The 20,243-nt window shown below is 72.4% G+C and carries 16 protein-coding genes and 2 riboswitches; of the genes, 9 read left to right on the forward strand and 7 right to left on the reverse strand.

Translation table 11 applies throughout. From position 1 onward, the window contains the following. Window positions 1-10: 10 nt before the first annotated feature. From ACQ3I4_RS09905 to ACQ3I4_RS09925, 5 genes are all read right to left on the reverse strand, one after another. Complete coding sequence (locus tag ACQ3I4_RS09905; RefSeq protein ID WP_430633462.1) at window positions 11-493, reverse strand: lipopolysaccharide assembly protein LapA domain-containing protein; 483 nt, start codon at window positions 491-493, stop codon at window positions 11-13. 65 nt (window positions 494-558) lie between these two features. Beyond that, window positions 559-2,652, reverse strand: coding sequence for an acetate--CoA ligase (locus tag ACQ3I4_RS09910; RefSeq protein WP_430633463.1), 2,094 nt, complete (start codon window positions 2,650-2,652; stop codon window positions 559-561). 156 nt (window positions 2,653-2,808) lie between these two features. Then, window positions 2,809-3,675, reverse strand: a complete 867-nt coding sequence (locus ACQ3I4_RS09915; RefSeq protein WP_430633464.1) for an ABC transporter permease — start codon at window positions 3,673-3,675, stop codon at window positions 2,809-2,811. Further along, the gene (locus ACQ3I4_RS09920) at window positions 3,675-4,739 is read right to left on the reverse strand and encodes an aliphatic sulfonate ABC transporter substrate-binding protein (protein WP_430633465.1); all 1,065 of its coding nucleotides are present in this window, start codon (window positions 4,737-4,739) and stop codon (window positions 3,675-3,677) included. Before ACQ3I4_RS09920 ends, ACQ3I4_RS09915 begins: the two co-directional genes overlap by 1 nt. Before the next feature lie 121 nt (window positions 4,740-4,860). Continuing rightward, window positions 4,861-5,736 carry an ABC transporter ATP-binding protein gene (locus ACQ3I4_RS09925; protein WP_329862256.1) on the reverse strand — a complete coding sequence of 292 codons (876 nt, stop codon included), beginning with the start codon at window positions 5,734-5,736 and terminating at the stop codon, window positions 4,861-4,863. A 5-nt stretch (window positions 5,737-5,741) separates the two neighbouring features. Continuing rightward, a riboswitch (SAM riboswitch) is annotated at window positions 5,742-5,832 on the reverse strand. Window positions 5,833-6,062: 230 nt separating this feature from the next. Further along, window positions 6,063-6,159: riboswitch (SAM riboswitch) on the forward strand. 5 nt (window positions 6,160-6,164) lie between these two features. Between ACQ3I4_RS09925 and ACQ3I4_RS09930 the strand changes: the two genes are divergently transcribed. The 8 genes from ACQ3I4_RS09930 (at window position 6,165) to ACQ3I4_RS09965 (ending at window position 16,061) form a co-directional block, all read left to right on the forward strand. Further along, window positions 6,165-7,481 (forward strand): acyl-CoA dehydrogenase family protein, encoded by a 1,317-nt coding sequence (locus ACQ3I4_RS09930; protein ID WP_329862255.1) that lies wholly within the window; start codon window positions 6,165-6,167, stop codon window positions 7,479-7,481. Window positions 7,482-7,599: 118 nt separating this feature from the next. Continuing rightward, window positions 7,600-9,021, forward strand: coding sequence for an LLM class flavin-dependent oxidoreductase (locus ACQ3I4_RS09935; RefSeq protein WP_329862254.1), 1,422 nt, complete (start codon window positions 7,600-7,602; stop codon window positions 9,019-9,021). Then, the gene (locus ACQ3I4_RS09940) at window positions 9,018-9,842 is read left to right on the forward strand and encodes a methionine ABC transporter ATP-binding protein (protein WP_430633466.1); all 825 of its coding nucleotides are present in this window, start codon (window positions 9,018-9,020) and stop codon (window positions 9,840-9,842) included. Before ACQ3I4_RS09935 ends, ACQ3I4_RS09940 begins: the two co-directional genes overlap by 4 nt. Continuing rightward, window positions 9,835-10,548, forward strand: coding sequence for a methionine ABC transporter permease (locus ACQ3I4_RS09945; RefSeq protein ID WP_329862252.1), 714 nt, complete (start codon window positions 9,835-9,837; stop codon window positions 10,546-10,548). The genes ACQ3I4_RS09940 and ACQ3I4_RS09945 overlap by 8 nt, the downstream gene beginning before the upstream one ends. 58 nt (window positions 10,549-10,606) lie before the next feature. Further along, window positions 10,607-12,022: an NtaA/DmoA family FMN-dependent monooxygenase gene (locus ACQ3I4_RS09950; protein WP_329862251.1), complete on the forward strand. Its 1,416-nt coding sequence runs from the start codon at window positions 10,607-10,609 to the stop codon at window positions 12,020-12,022. A gap of 11 nt (window positions 12,023-12,033) precedes the next feature. Beyond that, window positions 12,034-13,440, forward strand: a complete 1,407-nt coding sequence (locus ACQ3I4_RS09955) for an acyl-CoA dehydrogenase family protein (protein WP_430633467.1) — start codon at window positions 12,034-12,036, stop codon at window positions 13,438-13,440. A gap of 79 nt (window positions 13,441-13,519) precedes the next feature. Further along, on the forward strand, window positions 13,520-14,386 hold the full coding sequence (locus tag ACQ3I4_RS09960; protein ID WP_329862249.1) for a MetQ/NlpA family ABC transporter substrate-binding protein: 867 nt from the start codon (window positions 13,520-13,522) through the stop codon (window positions 14,384-14,386). A gap of 178 nt (window positions 14,387-14,564) precedes the next feature. Beyond that, on the forward strand, window positions 14,565-16,061 hold the full coding sequence (locus ACQ3I4_RS09965; RefSeq protein ID WP_430633468.1) for a mannitol dehydrogenase family protein: 1,497 nt from the start codon (window positions 14,565-14,567) through the stop codon (window positions 16,059-16,061). A 188-nt stretch (window positions 16,062-16,249) separates the two neighbouring features. On the opposite strand, the gene xylB is transcribed toward ACQ3I4_RS09965, so the two are convergent. Both xylB and ACQ3I4_RS09975 read right to left on the reverse strand, forming a co-directional pair. Further along, window positions 16,250-17,674 carry a xylulokinase gene (gene xylB / locus ACQ3I4_RS09970; RefSeq protein WP_430633469.1) on the reverse strand — a complete coding sequence of 475 codons (1,425 nt, stop codon included), beginning with the start codon at window positions 17,672-17,674 and terminating at the stop codon, window positions 16,250-16,252. Beyond that, window positions 17,671-18,723: a sugar-binding transcriptional regulator gene (locus ACQ3I4_RS09975; RefSeq protein ID WP_430633470.1), complete on the reverse strand. Its 1,053-nt coding sequence runs from the start codon at window positions 18,721-18,723 to the stop codon at window positions 17,671-17,673. Before ACQ3I4_RS09975 ends, xylB begins: the two co-directional genes overlap by 4 nt. A gap of 154 nt (window positions 18,724-18,877) precedes the next feature. Between ACQ3I4_RS09975 and ACQ3I4_RS09980 the strand changes: the two genes are divergently transcribed. Beyond that, the gene (locus tag ACQ3I4_RS09980; protein WP_329862245.1) at window positions 18,878-20,242 is read left to right on the forward strand and encodes an ABC transporter substrate-binding protein; all 1,365 of its coding nucleotides are present in this window, start codon (window positions 18,878-18,880) and stop codon (window positions 20,240-20,242) included. Window position 20,243: the final 1 nt, after the last annotated feature.

Raw genomic sequence — 20,243 nt, forward strand, 5'->3', positions numbered from 1 at the left:
GATCGGCGGATCAGCGCTGCTTGAGGGCCTTCCGGCGCTTGCGCCGCTGGGCGCGGAGCGCGATCAGGCGGGCCGCGCCGGCCATCGCCACGACGATGCCGCCGGCGACGGACGCCGCGACCACCGTCAGGCCCATGCTGACCGTGCCCTCCCAGGCGAAGAAACGCAGCGGCGCCGTCGTCTGGTTCTGCGCGACGAAGATGATGAGCAGCACCAGCAGGACGAGCGCGATGATCGTCGTGGCCCAGATCATGCCCGTGCGCGTCGTCGTCTTGGCGTCGAAGTCGTCGTCCTCGCCGGAGCCGTGCGGATCACGCTCGGCGGGCGGAATGACCTGCGTCGTCTCGGCGTCGTCCACGGGGCGGGTGGCTTCGAGGGCCCCGCTGCCGTCGGCGCCCGGAGTGCCGAGCGTGTCGAAGGGCGCGCCGTCGACCGCGTCGGGGTGCTTGTCCGGGTGGAGCGCGTCGTCGGATCCGGGGTGGGGATTGCTCACGGTGAACCTCGCTTCTGAAGTGTCGTCCGTTCCGAACCTACACCAGCGGGCACCCGCTCCTGCCGCTACCGCCCGGAGCGGCAGATCGCGTCGATCTCCGGAATGCACGGCTCGTTCTGCAGGCTCGTCGTGTCGCCGAGGTCCGTGCCCTCGAACAGCTGCGTGAGCAGCCGGCGCATGATCTTCCCCGAACGGGTCTTCGGCACGTCGGGCACGAACACGATGTCCCGCGGCTTGGCGATCGGCCCGATCTGCTCCGCCACGTGCGCCCGCAGTTCGCGGACGACGGCGGCGCGCGCCTCCTCGCGCCCGTCTCCCGCACCGCCCGGGGCGGGCCGCTCCCCGGAGCCGGGCTCCGGCGTCGTACCCCCTCCCGGGATGAGCGACTTGTCCCGCGGGACCACGAACGCCGTGGCCGCGTGCCCCGTCGTCGGATCCGCCGTCGGGCAGACGCCCGCCTCGACGACGGCCGGGTGGGAGACCAGCGCCGACTCGATCTCGATCGTCGACAGCAGGTGCCCCGAGACGTTCAGCGCGTCGTCGGTGCGGCCCAGGATCCAGGTGTCGCCATCGTCGTCGAACCGCGCGCCGTCCCCGGCCAGGAACCAGCCCTGCTCCGCGTATTGTTCCCAGTAGGAGGTGTAGTAGCGCTCGGGATTGCCCCACACGGTCCGGGCCATGGCCGGCCCGGTGCGCGTGAGCACGATGTTCCCCTGCCGGCCGGGCGCGGTGCGGGTGCCGGATTCGTCCACGATGTCCGTCGCGACGCCGGGCAGCGCGCGCGTGGCGGAACCCGGCTTGAACGCGGCGTCCGTGGGCCGGGGGGAGAGCACCGTGGCGCCGGACTCAGACTGCCACCACGTGTCCACCATGGGGATCCCCGCGTCCGGATCCCCGGCGGCCAGCGCATCGCGGCCCACCTGCGTGCGCAGCCAGCGCCACGCCTCCGGGTTCACCGCCTCGCCCACCGTCCCGGCCAGGCGGATCGAGGACAGGTCGTGGTGGGCCGGGATGCCGTCCGGGAACCAGCCCATGAGCGAGCGCACCAGGGTCGGCGCTGTGTAGTAGCTCGTCACCCCGTAGCGCTCGATGATCTCGAAGTGCCGGCCCGGGTGCGGCGCGTTCGGCACGCCCTCGTAGATCACCTGCGTGACCCCGTTGGACAGCGGACCGTAGAGCTCGTAGGTGTGCGCCGTGACCCAGGCCAGGTCCGCCGTGCACCAGTGGACGTCCTCCGCCCGGCGCTCCGGGTCCGGATGGGAGAACAGGAACTCGTGGCTCCACGACGCCTGGACGAGGTAGCCGCCCGTGGTGTGCACGAGGCCCTTCGGCTTCCCCGTGGTGCCGGAGGTGTACATGATGAACAGCGGGGTCTCGGCGTCGAAGGCCTCCGCGGCGTGGGTGCGGGGCTGGGCGTCGACGACGTCGTGCCACCACAGGTCCCGGCCCTCGGTCCAGTCGATCTCCAGGCCCGTGCGGTTCACGACCAGGACGTGCTCGATGTTGTTCTCGCCCGCGACGGCGGCGTCCGCGTTGGCCTTGACCGGCACGGCGGCGCCCCGGCGGTACTGCCCGTCCGTGGTGACGAGGAGCTTGGCGCCCGTGTCCTCGACGCGGAAGCGCAGCGCCTCGGCCGAGAAACCGCCGAAGACGAGCGAGTGGACGGCCCCGATCCGGGCGCACGCGAGCGTGATCACGACGGTCTCGACGAGCACGGGCAGGTAGATCACCACGCGGTCGCCCTTCGCGATGCCGAGCGACGTCAGGGCGTTCGCGGCCTGGGCGACGAGTTCCGCCAGCTCGCGGTACGTCACGGTGCGGCGGTCGCCGGGTTCGCCCTCGAAGTGCAGGGCGACCTTGTCCCCGCGGCCGGCCGCGACGTGCCGGTCGGCGCAGTTCACGGCCGCGTTGAGCTTGCCGCCGTCGAACCAGCGCAGCTCCGGGCCGCGGCGCTTCGCGGCGTCCGTGCCCGTGGAGGAGTGGACCGTGTGCCAGGGCTCGGCCCACTCGAGCCGGTGGGCGGCCTGTTCCCAGAAGGCGAGGCGTTGGGCCTCGGTCCACGCGTGTTCGGCCGCCTCCGCGTCCGTCCGGGCGGGCGGGATGGCGGGCAGGGCCGGGGCAGGGGCGGCGGCTGTGGCGGTGGTCGCGGACGAGGTCATGATCATCTCCATCGGTTCTGGCGGTGGCGTAGGCGCGGGTTCGGGTGCCGCGGTGGGAAAGGTTCCCGGTTCTCGCGGGCCGGCCCCGGCGTGTCGCGCCGACACGCCGGGATTTAGCCGGCCCGGGCCGCTGGACGTGGGAAGTTTCCGAGGGCGTCAGGCCCAGCGGGCGACGGCCTTGCGCTCCGCGATGCCCAGCAGCGCGTCGGTGGCCTTGCCGATCACGGCGAGCAGGATGATGGCCAGCAGGAGCCGGTCGGTGCGCCCGTTGTTCTGCGAGTCCGTGAGCAGGAAGCCCAGCCCCATGGAGGAGGCGATGAGCTCCGCCGCCACGAGGAACAGCCAGGCCTGCGCCAGGGCCAGCCGCAGGCCGGAGAAGATCGCGGGCACCACGGCCGGTAGCTGCACGGTGGTCAGCAGGCGAAGCCCCTTGAGGCCGAACGCGCGGGCGGCCTCGACGAGGTTCTTGTCCACGTGCCGCAGGGCCAGGTAGATCGTGGTGAAGATCGGGAAGAACGCGCCGATCGCGATGAGCGTGACCTTCGAGTCCTCGCCGATCTTCAGCCACAGGATCAACAGAGGCACCCAGGCCAGGGACGGCACGGCGCGGAACGCCCCGATCGTGGGTCCCAGGAGCGCGTCGGCCCGCCGCGAGAGCCCGACGAGCGAGCCGACGGCCAGGCCCAGCGCGGCGCCGATGCCGAAGCCCAGCAGGACGCGCTGCACGGAGATGCCGATGTGCGTCCACAGCTCGCCGCGCTCGGCCAGGTCCACGCCGGCCGAGAGCACGGACAACGGGGCCGGCAGGCGGTTCTCGCTCACCCAGCCGAGCGTGCTCGACGCCTGCCACAGCGCCAGCAGGAGCAGCGGGACGACGGCGCCGAGCAGCACGCGCCGCCCGCGCCGCTTCCCGCCGGCCGTGCCACGCCGCGGGCCGGAACTCCCGGTGCCGGCGGATCCCCCGGCCGTGCCGCGGGCGATCGCCTCCTCGGCGACGGCGCTCGTGTTGGGGCCGAACGCCATCACGCCTCCTTGATGGTGGAGGCGTCGGCCTTCCCGGCGAAGGACGCCTCGACGATGCTCGCGATGGCCTCGTCGACGTCGGCCTGGGTCTTGACGTCGCCCGTGTCCACGAGGGTCGGGGCGATCGCCGTGAGGACGGTGACCTGGGCCTCGCCGGGTACGGGGTCGACGTCGAGGTTGGAGCGCTCGAGGATGACCTTGTCCGCGACGGCCTGGTCCAGCCCGGCGACGCCGGCGAGGATGGAGGCCGTCTCCTCCGGGTTCTCGGCGGCCCATCCGCGGGCCTTCTCGTAGGCGTCGACGACGGCCTGCGCGAGCTCGGGGGAGGCCTCCAGGAACTCCTCGGTGGCGTTGAGGAATCCGTAGGTGTTGAAGTCGAGGTTGCGGTAGAGCAGCGTCGCGCCGGCCTCCTCGGCCCCCGCCATGATCGGGTCGAGCCCGGCCCACGCGTCCACGGAGCCGTTCTCGAGGGCGGCGCGTCCGTCGGCGTGCTGCAGGTTCTGCACCGTGACGTCGTTGATGGACAGCCCGGCCTCCTCGAGCGCCTGGACGAGGAAGAAGTAGGGGTCGGTGCCCTTGGTGGCGGCGATCTGCTTGCCCTTGAGCTCCTCCACGGAGGTGATGGGCGATCCGGAGGGGACGACGAGCGCGGCCCATTCCGGCTGCGAGTAGAGGCTGACGACCTTGATCGGCGAACCGTTGGCGCGGGCCAGGAGGGCGGCGGAGCCTGCGGTCGAGCCGACGTCGACCGCGCCGGCGCGCAGCGCCTCGTTGGCCTTGTTCGAGCCGGCGGACTGGATCCAGTTCACGGTGACGCCGCGGTCGGCGAGCGTGGCTTCCAGCCAGCCCTTCTCCTTGATGACCAGGCTCAGCGGGTTGTAGGTGGCGAAGTCGATGTTCAGGGTGGTGGCGCCGGATCCCGCGGCGTCGCCGGCGGCCGTGGCGGCCCCGGCCTGCCCGGATCCCTCGCCGGCGCAGGCGGCGAGCAGGACGGCGGCGGCGCCGGCGGTGCCGAGGCCCAGGAGGCGGCGGCGGGACAGGTGGGCGGAAGCGGTGCGGGTCATGGAACGGTCCTTTGCTGTGGTGGTGATGGCGGGCGGCGTCCAGGGAACGACGCCGGGGCCCGGCTTCCCGGGGCCGCCCGGCTCGGGCGCGGCGCGGGGCCGGAAGTCGTGCGGGTGTGGTTCAGCGGCGGTGCGGGTCGACGCCGAGCGTCTCCAGGAGGGAGGAGCGCAGCGCGGCGAGCTCGGCCGAGGCGCGGTCCCGCGGGCGCTCGCCGGGGACCTCGAGGACCTGGGCGATTCCCGCTCCCTGGCCGCTCCCGGTGGGGCCGAGCACCAGGATCCGGTCGGCCAGCTGGAGGGCCTCGTCGACGTCGTGGGTGACGAGCAGGACGGTGGCCGGGTGGGCGCGGTGGATGTCCAGGAGCAGGTCCTGCATCTTGAGCCGGGTCAGGGCGTCGAGGGCGCCGAACGGCTCGTCGAGGAGCAGGACGCCGGGGCGGCGGGCGAGCGCGCGGGCCAGCGAGGTGCGCTGCGCCATGCCCCCGGAGATCTCGCGCGGACGGTGGCCGGCGTAGGGTCCGAGCTCGACGAGCTCGAGCAGTTCGTCGACGCGCTGGGCGGCCTCCGCCTTCGACGTGCCGCGCGGCAGCCCGAGCTCGACGTTGGCGCGGACCGACTGCCACGGCAGGAGCCGGGGTTCCTGGAAGGCGACGGCGGTGCGCTCGTCGAGGCCGTTGACCGGCTCCGTGCCGATCGCCACGCGCCCGGAGGTGGGAGCGTCGAGCCCGGCGACGGCGCGCAGCAGGGTCGACTTGCCGCAGCCGGAGGGGCCGAGGATCGCCAGGACCTCGCCCGCGGCGACCTCGAAGTCGATGCCGGCCAGGACCGTGCGCGCGGAGTCGCCGGAGCCGAACGAGCGGGTGAGGGCCTCGAAGGCGACGGGCAGCGCGGCCCCGGCGGCGGTCCGAGGCGTCCCGGGGCGTCCGGTCGGGCCCGGGGACTCCGGCGCCACAAGGCGTGCGGGCCCGGCGGTCGTGGGGGCGGGTGCAGCGGTCATGATCATCTCCATCGGTCCTGGCGGTAGCACCGGTCCCGGTCGGGGTGGTTGCTGCGGCGTCGTCGAGCCAGATCTCTCGGCCGCTCTGGATGGTTGCCCTTCCAGTGAACGTCACATGACGGCGGCGCGGCAAAGAATGGCGTCTTCGTTGCGAATTGTTTCGCGGGGTCCGTCCGAGGAGGTCGGTCGGTGAAGAATCCGCGTTGTTTGGCGGTTTCCCCGCCCTGATGTTCGATCCGTTCGCCGTGCTCGGCGCCCCGGGCGGGCCGGTCCGGAGGCCGTCGCGTTCGCGTCCGGGCCGCGATCGTGTCCAGAATGGACGCAACAAACCATCCAGAGCGGCCGAGAGATCTGGCTCCGTGACGCCGCAGCAACCCCTTCCCGGGAACGGGAGGAAGGTGCTACCGCCAGGACCGATGGAGATCGCCATGACTTCTTTGCCCGGGACCACCGACGCCTTCGACACCGTCCACGTCGCCGAGGGCCTGCCCGTCGACGAATCCGCGCCGCAACCGCGCCACCTGCTCAAGCTCACGCCGGGCGTCCCCGTGGGGGAGGCCTACGAGGAGCTCGCGGCGCAGTTCCGCCCCGTGTTCGCGGAGATCGCCGCGGGAGCCGCCCAGCGGGACGCCCAGCGCATCCTGCCATTCGAGCAGGTGGGCTGGCTCAACCGGGCCCGCTTCGGCGCCTTGCGCGTCCCGCGGGAGCACGGCGGCCACGGGGCCTCGCTGACGGACACGTTCCGCCTGCTGATCGAGCTCGCGGAGGCCGACTCCCAGGTCGCGCACCTGCTGCGCGCGCACATCGGCTTCACCGAGCTCGTCCTGAAGCATCCCGACGAGGCCGTGAGGGAGCGCTGGTTCGCGCGCTTCACGGCCGGCCAGCTCGTCGGCAACGCCTACACCGAGCGCGGCGGCAACCCCCTCGGCGGGCACAACACCGTCTTCGCCGAGGCCGGCGAGGGGCGGCTGCGGATCAGCGGGAAGAAGTACTACTGCACCGGAACGATCTTCGCCGACTGGGTCGCCGTCGCCGCCTCGCATCCGTCCGCGGAGGGGCGGCACGTCGGGATCGTCTCGACCCAGCACTCGGGCGTGAAGATCTTCGACGACTGGGACGGCTTCGGCCAGCAGCTCACGGGCACCGGCTCGACCCACTTCGAGGACGTCCCCGTCGACACCCTGCTCGGCCCCGAGGACCTGGCCGCCCACCCCGAGTCCGCCGTGTTCCAGCTGGTCCTGCTCGCCGTCCAGGCCGGCATCTGCCGCGCCGCGCTCGCCGACGCCCGCTCGGCCGTGCAGGCCCGCACGCGCGCGTTCAGCACGGGGACGGGCGTGCCGCCGCGGCGGGAGCCGCAGGTCCTGCAGGTGATCGGGGAGATCTCGGCGAACGCTTTCGCCGTGGACTCCGTCGTCGTCGCCGCCGTCCAGGAGGTCGAGGCCGTCCTCGCCGATCCGGGGCTGCGCCCCGAGGAGCGCTTCGCGGTCTGCGAGCTCGTCGCGGATCGGGCCCAGACCGTGGTCCAGCCGATCGTCCTGTCCTCGGCGTCCAAGCTCTTCGACGGGCTCGGCGCGTCCTCGACGGCCGCCGGCTGCAACCTGGACCGGCACTGGCGCAACGCCCGGACCATCGCCACCCACAATCCCGCCATCTACAAGGCCCGCATCGTCGGGGACTACGAGGTCAACGGCACCGCGCCGGCGTGGTTCGAGTCCGTCGGCGACGTCCCGGTCCGCTACGCGTAGGACGCCGCATGCCACCGTCAGCGCCGCCCGCGGCCCTCCGCGCCGCCCCGTCGGCGCCCCCGTCCGCAGAACCCGTCCCGTCCGGCACCGCCGGGACGGACCCGTCCAGGAGGACCCCATGAGCATTCCGCAACGCCGACACGTCCGCTTCAACGCCTTCGACATGAACTGCGTGGGCCACCAGTCCCCGGGCCTGTGGCGCCACCCGCAGGACCGCTCGGCCGAGTACAACACCCTGCGCTACTGGGCAGACCTCGCCAAGACCCTGGAGAAGGGCCTCTTCGACGGTGTGTTCATCGCGGACGTCCTGGGCACCTACGACGTCTACGGGGCCTCGGACGAGGCGGCGCTGCGGCAGGGCACGCAGGTCCCCGTCAACGACCCGTTCCTGCTGGTCTCCGCGATGGCCCTCGTCACCGAGCACCTCGGCTTCGGCGTCACCGCGGGCACCGCCTACGAGCACCCGTACCCGTTCTCCCGCCGGCTCGCGACACTGGACCACCTCACGGGCGGCCGCGTGGGATGGAACGTCGTCACCGGCTACCTGCCCTCGGCCGCGCGCAACATGGGCCAGGAGGACCAGCTCGAGCACGATGCCCGCTACGACCACGCGGACGAGTACCTCGAGGTCGTCTACAAGCTGCTCGAGGGCTCGTGGGAGGACGACGCCGTGGTCCGCGACCGCGCGGCGGGCGTCTTCACGGATCCCTCCAAGGTCCATCCGATCCGGCACGAGGGCCGCTTCTTCAAGGTCCCGGGCATCGCGATCACCGAGCCGAGCCCGCAGCGCGTCCCCGTCGTCTACCAGGCCGGGGCCTCCCCGCGGGGCATCGGGTTCGCGGCCGGAAACGCCGAGGCCGTCTTCGTGGGGGCGCCCACCAAGGAGCTGCTGCGCGCCTCCGTGGCCCGCATCCGCGACGCCGTCGAGGCCGCGGGCAGGGACCGCCACGACGTGCGGATCTACACGATGCTCACCGTCATCACCGCCGCCACGGACGCCGAGGCCCGGGCCAAGCACGACGAGTACCAGTCCTACGCCTCCGACGAGGGGGCCCTCGTCCTGCTCTCCGGCTGGCTCGGGATCGATTTGTCCCGCTACGAGCTGGATTCCCCGATCGGGGACGTGGAGTCGAACGCGATCCAGTCCGCCGTCGCGAACTTCCAGCAGGCGCGCAAGGACGACGGCAGCGCGTGGACGGTCCGCGACCTCGCGGCGTTCGCCGGGATCGGCGGCATGGGTCCGCGGATCGTCGGCTCCGGGGCCTCGGTGGCCGAGGAGCTGATCTCCTGGGTCGACGAGACCGACGTCGACGGCTTCAACCTCGCCTACGCGATCACGCCCGGCAGCTTCGAGGACGTCGTCGAGTTCGTGGTGCCCGAGCTGCAGGCCCGCGGCGCCTACCCCACCGAATACGCCCCCGGCACGTTGCGCAACAAGCTCTTCGGTGCCGGCGACCGCCTCAAGGACACCCACCGGGGAGCCAGGTACCGCCTCGCGCCCGCCGCGGCGTCCCCCGATCAGTCAAGGAGCACCCGATGATCAGCCTCCACGACGTCTCCACGGTCTTCACGACCGGCGACGCCGACTTCACCGCCGTCGACCGCGTCTCCCTCGAGATCCCCCGAGGATCCATCCAGGGGATCATCGGCTTCTCCGGCGCCGGCAAGTCCACGCTGCTGCGCAACATCAACCTGCTCGAACGGCCCACCTCCGGTCGGGTCGTCGTCGACGGGACGGAACTGACCGCGCTGGGGGACGAGGAGCTGCGCCGCGCACGGCACCAGATCGGCATGATCTTCCAGCACTTCAACCTGCTGAACAACCGCACCGCCCTGCAGAACGTGGAGCTGGGCCTGAAGTTCGCCGGAGTGGGCAAGAAGGAGCGCACGCGCCGCGCCCAGGAGGCCCTCGCGATCGTGGACATCGCCGACAAGGCGGGCTCCTACCCGGCCCGGCTCTCCGGCGGCCAGAAGCAGCGCGTCGCGATCGCCCGCGCCCTGGCCACCGAGCCGAAGGTGCTGCTCTGCGACGAGCCGACCTCCGCCGTCGACCCCCGCACCACCGCCTCCGTGCTGCAGTACCTCTCCGACATCAACGCGCAGCTCGGCATCACCACCGTGATCGTCACCCACGAGATGAACGTCATCAAGGCCATCGCGGACAACGTCGCGGTGATGGAGGACGGGCGGCTCGTGGAGCGCTTCGACCTGGCCGAGCTGGAGCGGCCCGGCTTCGAGCCGGCCACCGCGATCGGCCGCTACCTGATCTCCGACGACATCCAGCTGGACCGCGCCCCGCGCGGGAATGCTGCGCAGCGCGCCGCCGGACCGAACGCCACCGAGGAGCTCTCCCATGCCTAGCCCCGTCCTCGCCGCCGCGACGGCCAACACCACCGGGATCGACCTCTCCCGCATCGTCGAGCTCCTGCCCGAGATCGGCGTCGCGATGGGCCAGACGTTCGCCATGCTGCTCGTCTCGATCCCCCTCGCCGTCCTCTTCGGCACCCCGCTGGGGATCTGGCTCTACTCGATGTCCCCCCACGGGCTCAAGCCCCGGCCGCGCCTGCACCGGATCGTCGACGGGCTCGTGAACACCATGCGCTCCTTCCCGTTCCTCATCCTGCTCATCGCGATCATCCCGGTCACCCGCTTCATCGTCGGCACCACGATCGGCACGGCGGCGGTGATCGTCCCCCTGACGATCAACGCGATCCCGTACTTCGCCCGTTTCGTGGAGCAGAACCTCACCCACCTGGGCACGGGCGTCGTCGAGGCCGCGCGGGCGATGGGCGCCACGCGCGGGCAGATCGTCCGCGACGTCCTGCTCGTGGAGGCCAAGCCCGCGCTCATCGGCTCCGTCACCATCATGACGGTCAGCTTCATCAGCTACTCGGCGATGGCCGGGCTCGTCGGCGGAGGAGGGATCGGCGACTTCGCGATCCGCTACGGCTACTACCGCTACGAGACAGGCGTGATGTTCCTGGCGATCATCCTCATGATCGCCCTCGTCCAGCTCGTGCAGATCGCCGGGACCCGGCTGGGCCGCCGGCTCGACAAGCGCCTCTAGCCCCGCACCGGCACGCCGCCCGGCACGCCCGCGCCCCCCGCCCCCACCCAGGAGAGACATGACCGCACCGTCCCGCCGCCCCCGGCTGCTGCTCAGCGCCTTCCTCATGAACACCCCCAGCCACATCCTCGGTGGACAGTGGCGCCACCCCGAGGCGCAGCAGCACCGCTACAACGAGCTGTCGCTGTGGAAGGACCTGGCCCGGGAGCTCGAGGCCGCGCGGTTCGACGCGCTCTTCTTCGCCGACGTCGTCGGACTCTACGGCGACCATGAAGGCGGGTGGGCCTCCCACGTCCGCCGCGGGCTGCAGGTCCCCTCCAACGATCCGCTGGTCCTCGCGTCCGCGCTCGCCGGTGCGACGGAGCACATCGGCTTGGCGGTGACGAGCTCGGTCATCCAGTCCGATCCGTTCCAGCTCGCCCGCCAGCTGAGCACCCTGGACCATCTCAGCGGTGGGCGCGTGGCCTGGAACATCGTCACGAGCGTCCTGGAGAACGCGCACCGGAACTTCGGGGCCGACGGCCTGACGGCCCACGAGGACCGCTACGACTGGGCGGAGGAATACGTCGACGCCGCCTACAAGCTCTGGGAGGGCTCCTGGTCCGACGACGCGTTCCGCGCGGACAAGGCCGCCGGGGTCTTCGCCGACCCGTCCGGCGTCAGCAAGGTCTACCACCGCGGGGCGCGCTACGCCGTGGACGGCCCGCACCTGGCCTCGCCGAGCCCGCAGCGCACACCGTTCCTGTTCCAGGCCGGCAGCTCGCCCCGCGGGTCCCGCTTCGCCGCGGCGAACGCGGAGGCCACCTTCCTCTTCGCGCCCAACCCGGAGCACGTCGAGAAGAAGACGACGGCGGTGCGCCGCCTCGCGGTCGAGTCCGGCCGGGCGCCGGAGGACGTGAAGGTCTTCGCGGGCCTGTCTTTCGTGGTCGGCAGCACCGAAGCCGAGGTGGAGCGGGTCCGTGCCGAGTACAACGAGCACCTGGATCTCGACGCAATCGTCGCGCACATCGGCGGCGGACTGGGGATCGACCTCGGCGGGATCCCCCTGGACACCCCGCTCGGGGACGTCGAGACGGAGGGCGGACGCGGCGTCCTGGAGGCCGCGCGCGCCTCGGTGCCGGGCGGCAACCCGACCATCGCCGACCTGGCCCGCTACCGCGCCGAGTCGATGCAGATCGCCGGCACCCCCGAGAGGATCGTCGACGAGCTCGAGCGCTGGCAGGACGCCGGCGTGGACGGGATCAACATCATCAACCAGATCCTTCCGGGCTCCTACACGCGCTTCATCGAGGGCGTCCTGCCGGAGCTGCGCCGCCGCGGACTGGCCCAGGCGGAGTATGCGCCCGGCACGCTCCGCGAGAAGGTCTTCGGCCGCGGCGCCCGGCTCGAGGAGAACCATCCGGCCGCCCGCTACCGCGGAGCCTTCACCGCCCATTCGGCCGCCGCCGAGCAGGCCGAACCCGCCACCGCCTGAAAGGACGTGTCATGACGACCCACGCCACCACCGGGGCCTCTGCCACGGGATCCTCCGCCGCGAACTCCCCGCAGGGTGTCGGCGCCCCGACCGCCGTCCCGGCGCGGAACCCCGCGCCGGCCGGCTACGCCGCGCTCCACGTGGAGTTCGCCCCGCTCTTTTCCCGGATCGCCGAGGGCGCCAGGCAGCGGGACCTGGACCGCGAGCTGCCCTTCGAGCCCGTCCGCCTGCTGGACGCCGCGGGCTTCGGCGCGCTCCTCGTGCCGGAAGGTCACGGAGGCCGGGGCGCGTCGATCGAGACGTTCGCGCGCCTGCTGATCGACCTCGCGGCGGCCGATTCCAACGTCGCCCACCTCTACCGTTCCCACTTCGGCTTCATCGAGTCCCTGCGCTGGCAGGAGCCCGGGGTCCGCCGCCGCTGGTATGCCCGCGCCGTCGCCGGCGAGACGGTCGGCAACGCGTCGACCGAGCGCGGGGGCAACGCGCTCGGCACGCTCAACACCACGTTGAGCCGCGCGGACGGCGCGTGGCGGCTGGACGGCACCAAGTACTACTCGACCGGGACGATCTTCTCCGACTACACGCGCGTCTCCGCCCAGGTCGCCGGGAGCGCGGGCCGCCGCTTCGCCGTCGTCCCGGTCGCCGCAGAGGGCGTCCGGATCGAGGACGACTGGGACGGCTTCGGGCAGCGCCTGACCGGGACCGGGACGGCCGTCTTCAGCTCGGTCGCGGTGGATCCGGCCGACGTCCTGGACCGCGTGGTCGGGACCGCCGAGGCCGTGCACGAGGCCGCGTTCTTCCAGCTCGTGCTCCTCGCCGTCCTGGCCGGGATCGCCCGCGCGGCCCGCGACGACGCCGCGGCGGTCGTTGCCTCGCGCGCCCGCACGTTCAACACGGGCTCGGGGCTGCCGTTCCGCGAGGATCCGCTGATCCAGGAGGTCGTCGGCGGGATCGCCGCCAAGGCGTTCACGGCCGAGGCCACGGTCGTCGCCGCGGCGCGCGCGCTCGACGAGGCGGTCGCCTCCGTCGACGCCGCCGTCGCCCGCGCTGCGTCCGGCGATGGAGCCGGGTCCGACGCCGGGGCCCCGCCGGCCGCCCCCGGTGCGCCCTGGCTGCCCGCGGCGACGCGCGAGGGGCACCTCGCCGAGCTCGCCGTCGAACAGGCCCAGGTATCGGTCCCCGAGCTCGCGCTCGCCGCGGCCCAGCAGCTCTTCGCAGCCACCGGGGCCTCCGCGACGAGCACGTCCAAGGGCCTGGACCGCCACTGGCGCAACGCCCAGACCGTCGCGACCCACAACCCCGCGGCCTTCCGGGCCCGCGCGGTCGGCGACTACTTCGTCAACGGCACCCTGCCGCAGGGCCTGAACGCCATCGGCGACGCCACGTCGGGATCCGCCGCGGCACCCGGCCGGAGCTAGGCCGGAAGCCGGGCCCCGGCGTCGTACCCCCTTTCAACAGCACCCCGAACCACCCGCAACGCACCACAGGAGAACCACCATGAACCGCCGCACCTTCCTCAACGGGGCCCTGGGCCTCGGCACGATCGCCGGCCTCGGCGCCCTCACGGGCTGCGGCCTGACCGGCGCCGGCGCCGCCGACGAGAAGACCATCAAGCTCATCGTCACCGAGTCCGCGCCCTACCAGGAGCCCACGAAGATCGCCCAGAAGATCCTCGAGGAGCAGGGCTGGACGGTCCAGGCCACGTACGTCACGGACATCGTGCAGCCGAACATCGCCGTGGCCAACGGCGAGTTCGACGCCAACTACTTCCAGCACGGCGCCTACCTGCAGCAGTTCAACAAGGACAACAACCTGGACCTCGAGCCGGCGTTCTACGAGTACGGCTCGCCGGGCGGCATCTACTCGGCCCGCCACGGTTCGCTCGAGGAGCTGCCGGAGGGCGCCAAGATCGCGCTGCCCGTCGATCCCGCCAACAACGGGCGCGCCCTGGCGCTGCTGGACAAGGCCGGGCTGCTCAAGGTCACCGCGGACAAGAGCGTCATCCACCTCTCGCAGAAGGACATCCTGGAGAACCCGCGGAAGTTCAGCTTCGTCGAGGTGGACCAGCAGTCGCTGTCCAAGACGCTGCCGGACGTGGACGCCGGGTTCCTCTTCGTGCGGCTCGGCGCCGAGCTCGGGCTGACGCCGGACGATGCGCTCGCGTTCGAGGAGGACGCCGACGCGCTGCCGTACATCTGCCTCGTGGCGGCCAAGCCGGGCTTCGTGGAGACGGAGAAGGGCAAGGCGCTCAAGGACGCGTACCAGTCGGAGGAGGTCCGCGCCTGGTTCGAGGAGTACCTGGGCGGCGTCCTGCCGACCCCGTGGGACCGGGACCCGGTGGCCGATCTGGCCGAGTGGGCCTGACCCTTCTCCGGACGACGCCGGACGCCCCCGCGGGGGCGGCGGGGCGCCGCCTCTTCCCACGGGAGGGGCGGCGCCCCGCCGTCGTACTGCCCGGAAATTCTTCTGCTCATATGAGCCACGTCACGCGCTCAAATGATATGCTCGGGCAAAGCCACGACGCGCGAAGGGCGGAACCCCCATGATCCAGCTGAATGCCGAGACCCTGACGGCCCTGCCACAGGACGTCGCCGTCCCCGCCTACGGGCTCGCCGAACGCCGCGTCGGAATCGTCCACTTCGGGGTCGGGGGGTTCCACCGCGCGCACCAGGCGCTCTACGTCGACCGGCTCATGAACGCCGGGCGGGCGCTCGACTGGGCGATTTGCGGCGTGGGCCTCATGCCGCACGACGCGGCCATGCGGGACGCCCTCGCCGCCCAGGACAACCTCTTCACGCTGATCGAGAAGGCGCCGGACGGCACGCACGCGGCCCGCGTCGTCGGCGCGATCGCCCGCTACCTCTACGCCCCCGACGACCCGGAGGCCGTCCTGGCCCAGCTCGCCGACCCCGCCGTGCGGATCGTCTCCCTCACCGTCACCGAGGGCGGCTACAACTACAACCCGGCCACGGGGGAGTTCAACGCCCACGCCCCGGCGGTCGCCGCGGACCTCGCCGAGGGCGCCGTGCCGTCCACGACGTTCGGCTACATCACCGAGGCGCTGCGCCGGCGCCGCGAGGCCGGGACCGCGCCGTTCACGGTCATGAGCTGCGACAACATCCAGGGCAACGGGCACTTGGCGCAGAAGGTCTTCACGGCGTTCGCCCGGCTCAAGGACGCCGCGCTGGGGGAGTGGATCGCCCGCGAGGTCGCGTTCCCCAACTCGATGGTGGACCGGATCACGCCCGTCACCACCGACGCGGACCGGGAGGCGCTCGCCGAGGAGCACGGGATCGGTGACCGCTGGCCCGTGGTCTCGGAGGACTACCTGCAATGGGTGCTCGAGGACCGCTTCCCGGCCGGCCGGCCGGAGTGGGACGCGGCCGGCGTGCAGCTCGTCGACGACGTCGAGCCTTACGAGCTCATGAAGCTGCGCCTGCTCAACGCGAGCCACCAGGCCATGGCCTACTCGGGCTACCTCGCCGGGCACCGCTACGCCCACGAGGTCATCGAGGACCCGCTCCTGAGGGAGTTCCTGGCCGCCTACATGTCGCGCGAGGGCGCGCCGACGCTGCGCCCCGTGCCGGGGATCGACCTGGCCGCCTACCAGGCCAAGCTCCTGGAGCGCTTCGGGAACCGGCAGGTGCGGGACACGCTCGCGCGGTTGTGCGCCGAGTCCTCGGACCGGATCCCGACCTGGCTCGTGCCGGTGATCCGGCAGAACCTGTCCGACGGCGGGTCCGTGGCCCTCAGCGCCGCCGTGGTGGCCACCTGGGCGCGCTACGCCGAGGGCGTGGACGAGGCCGGAGCGCCGATCCAGGTCGTGGACCGGCTGCGGGACCGCGTCATGGCCGCGGCCGCGGAGCAGGACCGGGATCCCCTCGCGTTCGTGCGGGACCCGGAGTTGTTCGGCGACCTCGCGGACCACGAGGGCTTCACACGGCACTACCTCGCCGCGCTGGCCGTGCTCAGGGAGTCCGGCGTGCGCGAGCTGATCGAGCGGCTGCGCGCCAGCGGATGGGCCGGGATCGCGGGCTGACGCGCGGCGGGGTAACCGGAGGCCCGCCGATCCCGCGCACGCTTCACGTGTGCGTGCTCCGGGTGCAGCCAATCCAGCGCACCTTTCGCCGCTCCTGCGCGGCTTTCGATCCGCCCAAAGCTTCTGACCAGGGCCTTCGCGTTTGCTTGAAGGTAAAAGTGCGCGGGGTCCTGGGGGGTCGGTGTGGTTTAGGAGCCGTAGAGCCTCCGGCGTTCCTGTGCGTAGTTCCGCCTGACGGCCGCGCCCCAGGACTCCGAGGCGGTTCCTGCCTCCCGTGCGGACGGCTCGTAGCTGGCCGCCATCCGCCGCTCCCACGCCGGGAGCTCCCCGGACGCCGCCCAGGCCGCCTGCCGGGCGGCGCCCAGGGCCACGTATTCGCCGGCCACCGGGACATCGACCGGCGCCCCGAAGAGCTCCGGCGCGGCCGCGCCGAGCGAGCGCGACTTCGATCCGCCGCCGATCAGCAGATACCGCTCCGCCGGCCCGGACACCGCCGACAGCGCGTCGGCCGCGTCGGCGAGCGAATTCAGGACCGCCAGGACGGAGGCCCGGGCCATGTTCTCGCGGCTGAAGGAGGAACGGCTGACGCCCACGAGCGACCCCGTGGCGTCCGGGAGGTTGGGCGTGCGTTCCCCGTCGAAATACGGCAGCATCAGCAGGCCGCCGGCGTCGGACGCCCCGGACGAGGCCAGCGCGTCGAACTCCGGCAGCCCCACGCCCAGCAGCCCGGCCGTCGAGGTCATGACGCGGGCCGCGTTGATGACCGCGATCAGGGGCAGATAGCCGCCCTCGGCGTCGGCGAAGCCCGCGACCGCGCCGCTCGCATCCGGCGTCGGAATCTGCGTCACGGGGCGGAACACGGTGCCCGAGGTGCCGATCGAGACCGCGACCTCGCCCGGGCGCATCCCCAGGCCGAGCGCGGCCGCCGCGTTGTCGCCCGCCCCGGCCGAGACCGGGGCGGGACCGGCACCCCACTCCGGCAGCAGGCGCCCGCCCACTCCGTCCGGTGCCAGGACCTCGGGAAGTTCCGGGACGCGCCCGAAGTACTCGCGCAGCACGTCCTCGAGGTAGCCCGTGCGCGGGCTGTAGTAGGCGGTGCCGCTCGCATCGGAGCGGTCCGTGAAGTACTCGCCGGTCAGGGCGTGGTTCAGGTAGTCGTGCGGCAGCACGACGCGCACCGTACGGGCGGCGTCCTCCGGGCGGTGCTCCGCGAGCCAGGCGAGCTTGGTCAGGGTGTAGGAGGCCACCGGCACGCTGCCGACCGCCTCGGCCCAGAACCGGCCCCCGCGCTCGGCGACCATCCGGCGCGCGGCCTCGGCGCTCAGGGTGTCGTTCCACAGCAGCGCGTCGTGGACCGGCTCGCCGTGGGCGTCGAGGGCCACCATGCCGTGCTGCTGGGCGGCGAGCCCGACGCCGACGATCCGCTCCGTGCTGCCCGGTGCCGCCTCCGCCCAGGCCTTCCGCAGGGCCGTGACCCAGACCCGCGGATCGATCCTGCTCCCGTCCGGGTGGGCCGTGCTTGCCGAGCGCAGGACCTCGCCCGTCGCCGGATCGACGACCAGGACCTTGCACGACTGCGTCGAGGAGTCGATGCCGACGACGGCGTCCCTCATCGCTTCGACTCCCCTGCCGCGGCGGACGGGCCGCCGGTGTCGACGGCCGCCCCCTGCCCGGGGCCGCCCGGGGCCTCCGGGCCCTCGATGCCGAGGCGGGCCGCGAGCGCGCCGGCCAGCTCCGCGTCGACGACGAGGTGGCGGACGATGCCCGCCTTGACCGCGGCCAGCACGCCGGGCAGGCCCGTCGCGCCCGTGGCCACGGCGATCACGGCCGGCGTCTTGCGCAGCTGGGCGATGCTCACCGCCATGACGCGGGAGTCGACGCCGCCGTCGACCGGCTCCCCGTCCTCCGTGAGCAGGCGGCCCGAGCACTCGGCCACGGCGCCGGCCTCCGCCGCCGTCCGCCGCTCGTCCTCGGTCAGCCGCGCCCAGACCGTCGAGTGGCCCGCGGCCCACGTGCCGAGGGCGACGACGGCGAGGTCCAGGTGGTCCGCCCGGCGCAGCGCCTCGGAGACCTCCGGCTGGCGCCGCAGGCTCTCGGCCGTCTGGGCCGATTCGACGATCAGCGGGGCGGGAAGCGGCCACGTGCGGCCACCCGCGACCGCGCCGAGGCGGTGCAGCAGCTGCCCGGACCCGCCGTCGTTGCCGACCGTGAGGTCGCCGGCCAGCTGGACCATGTCGCATCCCGGCAGGCCCGGCAGGTGGGACGCCATGAGGTTCAGCGTCCGGGACCAGGAGACGCCGATGGTGTTGCCGCTGCGGGCCAGGTCGGCGAGGAGCCCGGCCGCCGCGCGGGCCACCATGTCCCGGGCCTCCTCGCCGGCTCCGGGAACGCGGGCGACCTCGATCGAGGCCACGCCGAGGGCGGCCGCGAAGGCGTCGAGGTCCCCTGGGTGGGGGACGGGCCGCTTGATGGTGATCGTGACGACGCCCTCCCTGCGGGCCTCGTCGAGGTAGCGGGCCACCTGGAAGCGGGAGATGCCGTGGGCCTTGGCGATCTCGACCTTGGATTCGTTCTCCAGGTAGTAGGACGTCGCGATGTCCGCGAGGAGCTGGTGGTGGTCCGGCGGCGTGCCGCCGGCGTCGGAGGGCCGGGTTGAGGACATGGTGGGGACCCCGTTTCGGAATGGATCACACTCGTTTGAGTCTGAAGTCTTGCTCATTTGATCCTATATGACTACAGTCACATATCAAATGAGCGTCGAGTTCGAATCATATGAGCAGCAACCTCGGCGATCCACCACCACAAGGAGCGTTCCAATGGAGCCACGTGATCTGCGGGTCAATCGCCGCCAACTACTCGGCCTGGGACTGGGGGCGGCCGCGACCGCGACGCTCGCGGCCTGCGGCGCCAACGCCGGCAGCGGTTCGCAGAGCCTCGTCGTCGCGATCGTCTCCAACCCCCAGATGCAGGACGCGATCTCGCTGATGGACGACTTCCGGGCCAAGCACCCCGGCATCAACGTCCGCTTCGTCTCCCTCCCGGAGAACGAGGCCCGCGCGAAGATCACGGCCTCCGTCGCCACGGGTGGCGGCGAGTTCGACGTCGTCATGATCTCCAACTACGAGACCCCGATGTGGGCGGACAACGGCTGGATCACCAACCTCACCCCGTTCATGGACGCCACGGACGGCTACGACGCCCAGGACTTCATCCCCACGATCCGCGAGTCCCTCACGCGCAACGGCGGCCAGTACTCCGTGCCCTTCTACGGCGAGTCCTCGTTCGTCGTCTACCGCCAGGACCTCTTCGAGGAGGCCGGCCTGGCCATGCCGGAGCAGCCGACGTGGGACGACATCCGCGGCTTCGCCCGGGCCCTGCACGCCCCCGAGCGGGACTTCGCCGGGATCTGCCTGCGCGGGCTCGCCGGCTGGGGCGAGGTCATGGCGCCGCTGAACACCGTGGTCAACACCTACGGCGGCCGCTGGTTCGACGAGGAATGGAACCCGCAGCTCGAGAGCCCCGAGGTCCGCGCCGCCGTCGGGGACTACGTCGACCTCGTCCGCGGCTACGGCCAGCCCGGCGCCGCGACCTCCGGCTACGGCGACTGCCTGACCCGCTTCGCCCAGGGCAACGCGGCCATGTGGTACGACGCGACCGCGATGGTCTCCTCCATCGAGGACCCGTCGTCCTCCACGGTCGTCGGCAAGACCAACTACGCGCTGGCCCCCGTCAAGGAGACCGACTCGGCGGGCTGGCTCTACACGTGGGCCCTGGCGATCCCCGAGACGAGCCGCAACAAGCAGGCCGCCTGGGACTTCATCTCCTGGATGACCAACAAGGACTACATGCACCTCGTCGGCAACTCGGTGGGCTGGGAGCGCCTGCCCCCCGGCAGCCGCACCTCCACCTACGAGATCCCCGAGTACGCGGACATCGCCCAGGCCTACGCCGTCCCCACGCTGACGGCCATGGGCAACGCCACGCAGGAGAACTCGATGGTCCACCCCGTGCCCTACACGGGCTTGCAGTTCGTCGGAATCCCCGAGTTCCAGGACCTGGGCACGCGCGTCGCCCAGCAGATCTCCGCCGCGATCGCCGGACGCCAGAGCGTCGACGACGCCCTGCGCCAGGCGCAGAACTTCGCCACCACCGTGGCCCGCACCTACAGGACGGAAGGCTGAC

Origin of the sequence: Zafaria sp. Z1313, from assembly GCF_050563205.1 — a bacterium.
Lineage (GTDB): Bacteria > Actinomycetota > Actinomycetes > Actinomycetales > Micrococcaceae > JAZDCJ01.